Here is an 11,530-nt window from a genome sequence, read left to right on the forward strand (position 1 = left end):
GGACATCTGTTTTCCTCTTTTCTAAATGGTTTGTGGTGAATTCATTATAGCAAAAGGGACAGGTGTCCTTTTGCGTCCAAAAAAATAGTGCGATAGATTTCTCTATCACACTAAAAAGTGTACAGCCGAATAATACTCTAACTCTGAATCTAAAGAAGTTTCTAAAACCGTACCCGCTGCGTTTAATAAGCTTTATTTTATTATTTGTACCTTCCAGTGGTCCATTCGTGTAGTTGTGATCGAAAGTATTTTGTATCTCATCGTGGTACTGCTGAAGATGGTTAAGCACTACTTGCATCTCTTCTGAACATCCTTCGGTGTTTTTCAAGTCGATGTTATAGTTGTTCCAGTCTTTATCCTTAACTGCTTGATACAGTTGATTTAGTACCTTGTAAGTTTCCTTAAATTCTGGAATTAGATGGATAATAGCTCTAACTACATCAACCTCAGGCATCGAATATGGGAAATAAGTCCATTTCCGGTAATGTTCATAATCGAGCTCTTCATAACGTCTTAATAATAGTTTCCAATAGCGCTTAAGCGCTTTGTATTCACGAGATGAATGGGGAAATTCTTTCATGACCTTAATTCTATTTTTATTGAAAGCTCGATTGAGATCATTGATTATATGGAATTTATCCACTACAACGGCTGCGTTTGGAAAGACGGAGTCGATTAATTTTGGATAGGTATAGTTCATATCAGTCACAATGATTCTTACATTTTCCCGCGCAAAATCGGTGTATCGCCTAAAATGCTTGACCAGCTTGCGTAATGATCTAAAAGATAAAATGTCTATCAGCTCATGCGTTTCACCATCCATTATCTCAAAGCTCATGGTATCTTCGGTTGACTTTGTGGTTTTAACCTCATCAACTAATATAACCTTTGGCAAGAAGTTTAAATTGGGTTCGAAGTCACGCTCAGCTTGCATCATAAGACGGCCGACCAAACTGTCGGAAGTAGATATTTCTTTTGAGATGTGCTTCATAGATACTTCATCCGTCAGTTTTTCTAAACAAAGTTTTCGAGCAGCGTATGAGATAGTACAGTTTTTCGGGACTATACTCGTTTGTGCTAAGAAGTAGTGTGGGTTACCGGCATCTTCTTTACAACAGAAATAACGGTGTTTCAAATTTAGAATTACTGGGCTTCTGATTGATTGTGGATACCGGATGGTAGTTTTTCGCCAAACGTATTTGGTTATTTGGCCTTCATTAATTACTCCACAATGCTCACAAGCCTTAGGAGTATAGTCAAGCGTAGCTTGAATTCTAATTACGCCATCAGTACCAACTGAGCTACTAACCAAAGTTATATTCTCGTCTTTTATTTTCAGTAAATCTTTGCTAATATTATCCATGTGGATTCCTTTCTGTGAACGCTTTTAGTCGGGTGATTTCAAACGGAAGGTCTCCGTTTTTGTACCTCTTTAGAATATACAAAAAATCTGCCATTAGTGATAGAAAAAATCTATCACCAACAACAGATATTGTAGAACCTAAATCTTAGCATATGGGACAGTGATGTCCTATTTGTTTTGGAAATAAATTACCTTTTTTCCATGAGAGAGAACATTCCGGTGTTGATGCTTGCAATGTTGATGATGGTGTCCGGGATTTTCCACTTTATGCTGGATAATCCTGCCAATGCGGCAATGTTTGCTACGTGGTCACTGAGTTATCTTGTTCCAGTAACCTTCTTGAACTTCTTTATTTTGATTTATGGCTTTATCTCGATGGCATTTGGAATCTACGTGGATGGTAAGCAATCGTTGTTAGGGACGATTTGGGCCATTATTGCTTTATTTGGTTCTCCTTAACTTATGTATTTGCTCAAGCTGCGGGTCTATTTACTTGTTACGACCAAAAAGCTCGGTCTCATACTAAGATATTCAGACAGAAATGAAACAGCAAGAGAAGGAGTCTTAATCTTTTTTTGAAGTCTTTGCAAACTATAAGTATAATATTGTTTGTAAAAAGTCAGTTGTGAAAGGTTACGGTCGAATAATGAAGCACGGGAATAATAAAAGTAATACTACTTTGAAAAAGGTGATTGCAGTGTTTGCGGTATTTTTGGTGCCAATGGTGATGGCCAAATTCTTAGTTTTACAAGATGGTCCATCCCATACGAAGATTCAGAGAGAAATGAAGTCAGCCCTTCTTGAAGAACGGCCTGAATTAGGCAAAAAACCGTCGGTTAAGGTCGACAAGGATAAGGGAGCTACCATTAAGTTAGATGAGTCTAGTAAGGCTGTTAGGGACGCTAAAAAGGGCGGTTCTGATCAGTGGAGCGACTTGGTCAGTGGTGTGGTGAAGAAATCGAAAGAATTCAAGGGTGTTTATGAAAATCCTCAGTACGCTAATATCAAGGTTAAGACAAAAGATAGCAAGAAGCCTTTGTTGAAGGTGGACAAGGGCAAGGTGCTGTATAATGTGGCGGAAAAATAAGTCGGTTGCAGTAAAAAACTTCACTGGTTTTTTTGTTGCGACTATGAGCGATTTATATTAATTTCGCAAACGGTTTACCCCGTGTAACTTATTTTGGATGCTTGTTTAATTCTTTTGTAAATTAGTGGTTTACATCAATTTGTGCTAAGTGCAACATTGTTGTTGCGCCGTGGTTTACACTGCAAAATATAAATGAAGGAACAAAAGACTGGCTTGAAGTTGTTTCTGGTGATGGCTTTATAAAGGACTTCAAGACGATTGATAGATTTGGTACTAACTATGAAGTATGGCACTATGAATTTAAGGCATTTGCTGGATCATTAAATGCAGGCAGTTTAAATCTTGCCATAAATTACAAAGTTACCAAGAAACTTAACAACCAGGCTCAAAAATCAATTGCACCATCAAGTTGGAAGCAAGTGTTTGATAGCATCAAGTGATTAAGTTCGATCATTCAACTTAATAAATCAAAGAAGAGGAACTCAGATTGCATCAGCAATTTGGGCTCCTCTTTTTAAGTTCAGTATAAGGTCGATATGATTTCAGAATTATTTTCGATTCTGGTAATTCTTATTTGGTTATTATATGTAAAATTATCATAAGTGGTTTGTAAATGTAACATATAAGTTACAGGTAATAGTTTTAACTAATATTTATAATACAGAGTAAATATGACCATTTTATGAATATTTAAGGTTATTAAGCTAGCCTTAAGTATTTTATTTGATTGTGATGGTGTTGTAATCTTGTCGCAATAAAGCCGGGCGTTTGTTCATAAAGCTGTAAAATCATAAGCTTGAATAAGGGTGTAAAATTATAGTCAATCTTTGAGGTTACTAATAGTCCATAGGAGGAATTTATAGTGAAAAACAGCTTAAAGAAATCATTGTTCGTAGGAATGGCAGCATTAGGTTTTATCGCCGCAGCTGGCGCAGCTAACGCTCAATCAGCTTCAGCAAAGACTTATGCTAAGGTTGCTACTAACAAGCAATTAACAACTGACGCTACTACTCGTAACGTTACATTAAACGGTTCAAACGCTTTGTACACCAAGGCTGGTACTTTAAAGGGTGCCCGTGTTGTTGCATCAAAGACTACTTTGAAGGGTCTTGTATCATCAAAGACTTCATCAAAGGCTAACTTCCGTGCATACCGTGTAGCAACTACTAACCGTGGTTCAGTATACTACAAGGTGGTATCATTCGATGGTAACTACCGTGGATGGGTTTACGGTGGTAAGGATACTACTGCCTTCAACGGTGGATTAGCTTCTGTTGATACTTTCAAGGAAGGCAAAGTCTCAGCTGACCAAACTGCTACTACTTGGAAGTTCGCTACTGTTGGTACTGCAAACGATGGCAAGCAAGTAACTTACAAGGCACCAGCATGGACTCAATACAAAGTTGGTCGTCAAATCACTGACTCAACTTCATTGAAGGATGCTACTTTCAAGATTACTAAGACTGGTACTCGTACTAACGAAGGCGACACTTGGGTTTACGTTGAGGCAACTGACTCAAAGAACGCTAACGCTAACGGTTGGGTATTGGCAAGTGGTTTAGTTAAGGCTGACGCTGCTGATCCAGCTGCAACTAAGGATAACAGCGTAAATGTTGTTTATCTTGATGCTAACGGTGTTCAAGTAGGTACTAAGACATTCGTTACAACAAGTACTACTGCAAAACAAAACACTGTTGCAAACAGCAATTTTGTTAACGTTAAGGGCGAAAGTTTGAGCAAGTTTGCTCAAAACAATGTTCCTGCAGGTTACAAGTTCAGTGCATTCCAAAACACTGATGCTTCATTTGGTAACACCCAATACGTTAAGGTTGTAAAGGCTGCTACTTCTAAAGTATCATTCTCATACAACACTACAAAGGGTAGTACTGCAGCATACACATTATCATCATCAGATTTTAACTCTGGTTATCCTAAGTTAAATGCTGACCAACAAGCTAACTTTACTAGTGATTCAACGTCAGCATTTGGTTCAGACTTCTTTACTAAGACTGTTGCTGGATTGTTTAAGGGTGAAAAAGACGGTTACTACTTCGGCCAAAAGATTGCTAACAACAACGGTTATGTATACACATATGCATACGATGCTACTGCAACCGCTGCCCTTAACAAGGACAAGAAGCCAGGTGAAGCTATTCAATTAGTATTCACTCGTAGCGAAAACGTTAAAGCTTCTGAATTACCATCATCAACAACTGAAACTGGTAACACTAACTACGTTGGTTAATTCCTAGTTTTTCAAAAAGCAATCCATTTTTCGGATTGCTTTTTCTTTTGCCCATTTTTATCAAACTGAGTTTGGTGGGTAGCGTATAATAAAAACAAAAAGCTTTTTACGGGGTATTTCAAGTGATTGAAAAGAATTCAAAAATGCTGAGTTACAAATTATACGTGATCTTTATGTCGATTCTGGCTGTGATTTCAATCTTGATGCTGTATACGGACATGGATGGCTCAATCAAAATTAGAACGGAACCGTGGTCGATCATTGATGATTCAATCTTGGCTGTGTTTGCCGTTGATTACTTTGTGCGGCTAGCTTTAGCCAAAGATAAAGTTAAATTCTTTCGGGATAACATCTTTGACCTACTTGCCATCATTCCGTTTGACATTGTTTTCTCGATTTTTCGAGTTAGTCGGGTCTTTAGACTACTTCGGGTTCTTCGGGTGTTCAGATTAGCGGGAGTTATCGGTAAATTTCAGCGGAATATGCGGGTCTTTCTCGATACTACTGGACTATCGTGGCTCATTTTGGCTAGTCTCAGTATAATTTTTGTGTCATCATCACTCTATTCAGTTGCCGAAGGAGTCGACTGGACTGACTCGATGTGGTGGGCGATGATTACGGTAACGACGATTGGTTATGGTGATATTTCGCCTCACACAACGGTCGGCAGGTTTGCGGCAATTTTGTTAATGTTATTGGGAATCGGAGTGATTGGGATGCTGACGAGTTCGCTAACTAACTTTTTTGCTCATCGAGGAGTGGAAAAGGAAGAGGAAAAGTTGGACCGTATTTTAACCAAAATGGATCGAATTGAACAGGAAAACGTGGCTCTTAGGCATAAGATAGATAAGCTAAGCCAACAAGATAACAATAAATGATTTCTTATTATTTCTATTAATGAGAAGTCGCCAATTAAAAATTCCTTATTTATTAATCTAGAATCGATATACTTTCATAGTTACGGTTCTAGATTTTTTTATAAGGATTTGAAATTATGGAAAATAAATTAGTTCAAAAGCACGTCGGCAAGGGAATTGCCTTGGCTTTGTTGGCTTCAACTTTCTGGGGTGTTTCGGGAACGGTTCTGCAGATTATTTCTCAGGGACAGAACATTCCCGCTGATTGGTATCTATCCACAAGAACGTTTTTTGCTGGGCTTGTATTGATTATTATCGCGGCTTTTAAATACAAGATGAGAATTTTTGATGTTTTTAAGTCATGGCATTCACTTGGATGGTTGCTGGCATATGCAATCTTTGGGTTGATGGCTAATCTCTACACGTTTTACTTTGCCGTCCAGACGGGAACGGCTACTGCGGCCACAATATTGCAGTATCTGAGTCCTTTGTTTATCGTTGTGGGTGGTTTTCTATTCAAACGAGAAATTCCACTTAGAAGTGATCTGATTGCCTTTTTATTAGCTCTCCTTGGAGTGTTCCTGGCGATTACTCACGGTAATATTCATTCGTTAGCGATACCGATGAACGCGTTGATTTGGGGGATTTTGTCAGGAATCACAGCTGCTTTTTACGTGGTGTTACCAAAACCAGTTACTCGTGATCATTCGCCAGTAGTTGTTCTTGGCTGGGCGCTGATTATTGGTAGCCTGCTGTTTAACATCCACCATCCTTTTTGGGTGGACGTTCCACCGATTCATGTTTCAACGGTGGCCGCACTATCGACGGTGATTTTACTAGGTACGATTTTGCCATTCTTACTGTTACTTCACAGTTTGGATTACGCCCCCTCGGCGGTTGTCAGCATTCTTGATGCGGTGCAACCGGTCGCTACGTTTATTTTGAGTTTGCTATTCTTGCACCTTGAGTTTAACGTGGTTGAACTGATTGGATCATTTATCGTTGTTTTAGCAATTATTATTTTGCAACGACGAGGGAAAGCTTAATAAAATAACGCCCTTACCAGCACAATTGCGATGGTAGGGGCGTTTTATTAATGACTGATCAACCCAAATAGCGAACTTATGATTAGACAACTAATCACAGCTAATAAGGCAATCATGGAGATGATTGGGCTTAAAAACAAGCTTACTAACATGATAAAGCCACCAAAGAACATGATGTAGCCGTTTCTCCGATTAGCTTTAAGCCATAGCTTCTTGCTCCGGATGATTTGAAGGGGATGAATCACTCGTTGCTGCTCATAAGATAGGGTGGGCATGTAGTTACCAAGGGCAATGAAGATCACCGCAACTAAGAAGACGACGATTCGGCGAATATCAATGTGATTGCCAAGGTTGTAGTAAATTGTGACGAGGTAAAGGACCACGCTGGTCACAGGAATGATAGAAAAGTATAGCCATTCCATTCTTAACATTCTGGCTTGGTAGCGAGTACTGAACTTGTATGTGAATATCATTATCAATTGAAGTAGCAGCATTAAAAGGGGGATAAGAATAACCGTAACTGCTTTTGGGGCAAACCCGTCTGCATTGCCGTTAATTCCAAAGTGAATGGCCATCTTTGCTGGGAGTTGACCGTAAAAAATGATACCAAAAATAATTGGGGAAAATGTTATAAGACCACTGATGATGGCAGCTCGCTTAATGTTTATCATTATCATTACCTCCTAAATCACTGAACCAACGGAGAATATCTTCAAACACGGATGTTTTTAATTCGTAGTAAATGAAGTTTTTTTCTTTTGATTCGCTAATGAAGCCTGCTTTTTTAAGAATCTTGAGATGGTAGGAAACGGTGGCGTTGGTTAAGGAAAACGTGCTGGCGATATCACCAGCGGTTTTGGGACCATTCTTCAGGGTTTCCAAAATCTCGCGTCTCACTTGATCAGCTAACGCCTTCATTGATTCATTCATTCCCATTAGCAAAACCTCCAATTCTATTTAGAAATATCTCTAAATAGAATATAACCTGTTTATAAAAATAAGGCAAGAACTATTTAGAATTTTTTCTAAATAGGTTGCAAACAAAAACGCTACGATTTTTCGTAGCGTTCTTTCTACCTACTTAGTATCCTTGGTAGTGGCTTTCTTAGTAGTTACCACTTTTTTAGTAGTGGTTTTAGTGGTCTTCTTGGTTGTTTTTGATGTTGTCTTTTTATTCGCTTTGGTAGTCTCAGTATCTGGTTTCTTATCATCTGGATAGTTATCGATCATAAATTTAGCAATGTCTCTAGCCATTAGTTGGTATGTCTTGGCACATGGGTGTAATCTCCAGTCCCAGAGACGATCCTTACGATTGGCAGTAGTAATTAAACCAGGATCAACTTCACGCCAGTCGAGGTATGGAATGTTGAATTCCTTGTAAACTGCAGCTTCTGCATCGCGAAGGTCGTTGATGGTATATCCACCTTTACCAATAACGTTGTCTGAGTTTTCATTGTTATCAAATCGAGTGGTTGGTAGGAACCCGTAAATGATCAGGTCCTTATTTTCACTTTTCATCTTACGAATGTTTTGGCGAAGGGTATCTTGAATTGCAGTTAAGCCACCATCGGTATGGCCGTAATCATTAGTTCCGTACGCGATCGTAGCAACATTGTAGTTCTTGAAGTTGTGTTTGTTAACGGTAGCGGTTAGGTCGCCATCAGTATAAGCATATTCGTCAGATACGAGGTAGGCACCGTTGTAACCGTAGTTATAAACCTTAGTGTTTAGGTATCTTGAAAGCCAGTCAGGGTAACCCATTCCGTCCAAGTTTTCCTCACCATCATATCCCCGAGTGATGGAGTCACCCATTGTGATGATGTTCTGATTTTTAAAGTAATCGCTGTTCTTCATGCCGATTTCAAAGTTCCCTTCAGAGATTCCCTCGAGGTTACCGTGCCAGATCCAAGCTGATTGCTGGCCGTTACCACTCTTAACGTAGTAAAACACTGAGTTTCCGCTGCCCTGGGCGCTTCTGTCAATGACGGCCTTCTTGTACGTGTACCAAGTGGTATTGGCAAGGTCCTTAGCAGAGCCTAACGTGTGGGTCAATTGTGAAGATGTGTAGGCATATCCGGACTTCATATGGTACGGAAGTGGTTGTTCAATTTCAGTTGTCTTTACTAATTCAGCTGGTTCAACAACTTTTTCTGCTTCTTTGTCCTTAGTATCTGTTTTTTTGTTATCTGTTGTGGCGGTTGTTGGCGTTGGTTCTTTTTTCTTGGCGTCAACGTTTGTTGGGCTAATTGTCCCCAAAACAAGACAAGCCATTCCAACCCCAATTGTGGATAAAAGCTTTTTTTGCATTCTTATTCTCCTCAAAAATATTTCTACGATTAACAGAATAGCACGTTTATGTTACATGAAGCTTACATTAATTTAAAAATAGGGTAACCGGTTGAGTTTTGAGCTAGTATAATATAGAATGATAATATCAAAATGAGTATGGAACGAGTATATATGTATGACGTCATTGTAGGGGGAACATCATGAAAAACACCTTGAAATGGGCAACCATGTTGTGCTCCACTTCTGTATTAATGCCTTTTGGCCCAACTGTGTTGGGGGACACGGATAGCCAAACAACTGTGAATACAAGTGAAGTATCAACTGCGACTGCTCAGACAAGTCAATTAAATAGCGAAAAATTCGCGTACCCGCCTGAAGACTATGACTGGAATCATCCTTGGTGGCCATGGGGACATGGGCATCACAACGGAGGAAACGAGTCAGGAGACACCAACAGTAGTGGGTCTTCTTCAACTGGTTCTGGATCAAGCTCAACTACCAATAATAATTCAGGTAACACCACGGCTACTGGTGATTCTAGTTCTACGGGAGATACAGGCAACAAAGACACTGGCGGTACCGGAAGTACTACTGATACTGGTTCTGGGTCGACTGGAACCACTACCGATCCTAACAACGGAAGTACTGGTACGGGCTCTGATACAGGTTCTACGGAATCTGACACTGGCTCCGGCACGACTACCAATCCTGGAGACGGCGGTTCAACAAGTACAGGGACTGGATCAACAATCACGTTTGAAACAAGCGTGACTAATCCCGATGGTAGTGTGACGACAACAACTACCACAATCTATCCTGATGGCAATTCAATTCAGACTGTCGTTACTACTCCTGCTCCTAGCGGTGGAAATACGACGGGTGGCAGTACTGGAACGGATACTGGCAGTGGAACAACCACTGGTGGCGATTCTGGTTCAACATCCGGAAGTGGTACAACAACTGATCCAAGCAAAGATAATAGCGGATCGACATCCACGACTGGCGGTGATTCATCGACAGGGAATACTGGATCAACATCGACTGATAAGGGCTCTACAAATTCGGATGCTGGTAGCACGACCGGTTCTAGTAGTACGATTGCCAACAATAGTTCATCAGGTAATGGTGAGAGTACGCCAGCTAAGGATGATAACTCTGGCAAGACTAATTCCGATGACAAGAAGCCAGCTACTAATTCAAATAGTTCAACCGGTTCGACTAATTCATCAAGTAACTCAACATCAGGTGGGGACATCATTAGCGTTGTGACCCCAAATACTCCAAATGCCGATAGTGGTTCAAGTGCTGCTATAAACGAGCCTTCCACACCAAGCAACACCGGTTCAGGTATTATTACCGCGATTGCTGGGATTGGAAAGAAAGGTTCAGCGGCATCAAACACGATTATCAATAAGGTGATCAAGCCAATAATCAACAAGTTGATCCCAGGAAGTAATACTAAAACTGGGGCTAACGTTGATAGTCATGGTAACATTACATCTAATGGCGAAAGCGTAACCGACCAACCGGCTTCAATCGTTGAAGGTTCTAAAGCAAAACTCAGCCTTCCTGCGATTGCTAAAGCCTTTGGTGATGGTAAGGGTAGCGTAAAATCTGATAATTCGACAATTTCCACTAATTCGAAAAGTAATGCCAAGGTAGTTGCAATCAAGAAATTCTCTGATAACTTCTACAAAAAGGTGCTTGATCAGAACGCAAACGCCGGTAAGATTATTCCAAGTGAAGGTAAACGAGTAACGATAACTACTCCAACCAAGAAGGTTAAGTATTCAACCTCTGGGACCGGAGCAACTACAATTTCTGACTCAATGCCGGTTATCGTGACGTTGTCTATCGTTGGAACATTAGTACTAGGATTGATTATCTTTGACCCACTTAAATTTTTAATTCATTAATCTAAAATAAGGCTTCAAGCTTAACGGCTTGGGGCCTTTTATTGTTGATATAACAGGCTTTTGAATTAAATATTCAAATTCGAGAGCTTTTTCTTGCAACCGCTTACAGATATGGTATTATATAGTCAAGGAAGGGGAAATGGATCAGAGTTACAGGGGTTAGAAATCCTGCTTTGAACGTTTTCACATTTGCAACTTGAAAATTAAATCGAAACGGTTTTATGTTTTGTAGTACGCGAGACCTGTTATTAACACTTAATTAGAAGTAATAAAAGCTGATGAGCTAATGAGAGAAGTAACTTGTAGCAGATCGAGTGACAAAGACCATTCATTGAATACTAGCAAGAAGTAATTTCTAAAAGATATGTAATTCGCTGAAGTCCCTTGTGTTTGGTCGAGAAAATGTTGTGTTCGGTAATATAGATAAACGATTTGAAAAAGTCTGGATTCGGCAAATTAATCATAATAGATAGAAATTGAGTCGACGTTTGCACCGAGTGATCAGACAAATTTATTAAATTGAGGCGATAGCACATTTCATTAACTATTAAGCGGGTATCAACCCCAACAGAAAACCCTTCCACATGATTCGGATTAAAGTGGCTCAAAGTCAAATCGTGTGATAGGGAGGAGATACTCCTAGTATGTTGGACACGGAAACAATTAAAATTCCGGGTTCATATACTAGGAGTTTTTATATTGACTAAATATCGCTACACCATAGACG

The 11,530-nt window shown here is 39.7% G+C and carries 10 protein-coding genes; 6 read left to right on the forward strand and 4 right to left on the reverse strand.

Annotated elements, in window-relative coordinates; genetic code table 11:
- A partial coding sequence (locus tag QOW94_RS10465; protein WP_283680400.1) for an ISL3 family transposase occupies positions 1-1,363 on the reverse strand: 1,363 nt, incomplete at its 3' end.
- Between the two features lie 219 nt (positions 1,364-1,582).
- Between QOW94_RS10465 and QOW94_RS10470 the strand changes: the two genes are divergently transcribed.
- The 5 genes from QOW94_RS10470 to QOW94_RS10490 all read left to right on the forward strand — a co-directional run bounded on the left by QOW94_RS10470 (position 1,583) and on the right by QOW94_RS10490 (position 6,598).
- On the forward strand, positions 1,583-1,822 hold the full coding sequence (locus tag QOW94_RS10470; protein WP_283680402.1) for a hypothetical protein: 240 nt from the start codon (positions 1,583-1,585) through the stop codon (positions 1,820-1,822).
- 220 nt (positions 1,823-2,042) lie between these two features.
- Positions 2,043-2,450: a hypothetical protein gene (locus QOW94_RS10475; RefSeq protein ID WP_283680403.1), complete on the forward strand. Its 408-nt coding sequence runs from the start codon at positions 2,043-2,045 to the stop codon at positions 2,448-2,450.
- 862 nt (positions 2,451-3,312) lie between these two features.
- Complete coding sequence (locus QOW94_RS10480; RefSeq protein ID WP_283680404.1) at positions 3,313-4,695, forward strand: S-layer protein; 1,383 nt, start codon at positions 3,313-3,315, stop codon at positions 4,693-4,695.
- A gap of 122 nt (positions 4,696-4,817) precedes the next feature.
- Positions 4,818-5,573, forward strand: coding sequence for an ion transporter (locus QOW94_RS10485; RefSeq protein ID WP_283680405.1), 756 nt, complete (start codon positions 4,818-4,820; stop codon positions 5,571-5,573).
- A 116-nt stretch (positions 5,574-5,689) separates the two neighbouring features.
- Positions 5,690-6,598 (forward strand): DMT family transporter, encoded by a 909-nt coding sequence (locus QOW94_RS10490; RefSeq protein WP_283680406.1) that lies wholly within the window; start codon positions 5,690-5,692, stop codon positions 6,596-6,598.
- A 47-nt stretch (positions 6,599-6,645) separates the two neighbouring features.
- On the opposite strand, the gene QOW94_RS10495 is transcribed toward QOW94_RS10490, so the two are convergent.
- The 3 genes from QOW94_RS10495 to QOW94_RS10505 all read right to left on the reverse strand — a co-directional run bounded on the left by QOW94_RS10495 (position 6,646) and on the right by QOW94_RS10505 (position 8,905).
- Positions 6,646-7,269, reverse strand: a complete 624-nt coding sequence (locus QOW94_RS10495; protein ID WP_283680407.1) for a DUF1648 domain-containing protein — start codon at positions 7,267-7,269, stop codon at positions 6,646-6,648.
- Positions 7,256-7,534 (reverse strand): autorepressor SdpR family transcription factor, encoded by a 279-nt coding sequence (locus tag QOW94_RS10500; RefSeq protein ID WP_283680408.1) that lies wholly within the window; start codon positions 7,532-7,534, stop codon positions 7,256-7,258. Before QOW94_RS10500 ends, QOW94_RS10495 begins: the two co-directional genes overlap by 14 nt.
- A gap of 141 nt (positions 7,535-7,675) precedes the next feature.
- The gene (locus QOW94_RS10505) at positions 7,676-8,905 is read right to left on the reverse strand and encodes an SGNH/GDSL hydrolase family protein (RefSeq protein ID WP_283680409.1); all 1,230 of its coding nucleotides are present in this window, start codon (positions 8,903-8,905) and stop codon (positions 7,676-7,678) included.
- Between the two features lie 182 nt (positions 8,906-9,087).
- Between QOW94_RS10505 and QOW94_RS10510 the strand changes: the two genes are divergently transcribed.
- Complete coding sequence (locus QOW94_RS10510) at positions 9,088-10,803, forward strand: hypothetical protein (RefSeq protein WP_283680410.1); 1,716 nt, start codon at positions 9,088-9,090, stop codon at positions 10,801-10,803.
- The last annotated feature ends 727 nt before the right edge of the window (positions 10,804-11,530 follow it).

Origin of the sequence: Lentilactobacillus sp. Marseille-Q4993 (assembly GCF_951230165.1) — a bacterium.
Taxonomy (GTDB): Bacteria; Bacillota; Bacilli; order Lactobacillales; family Lactobacillaceae; genus Lentilactobacillus.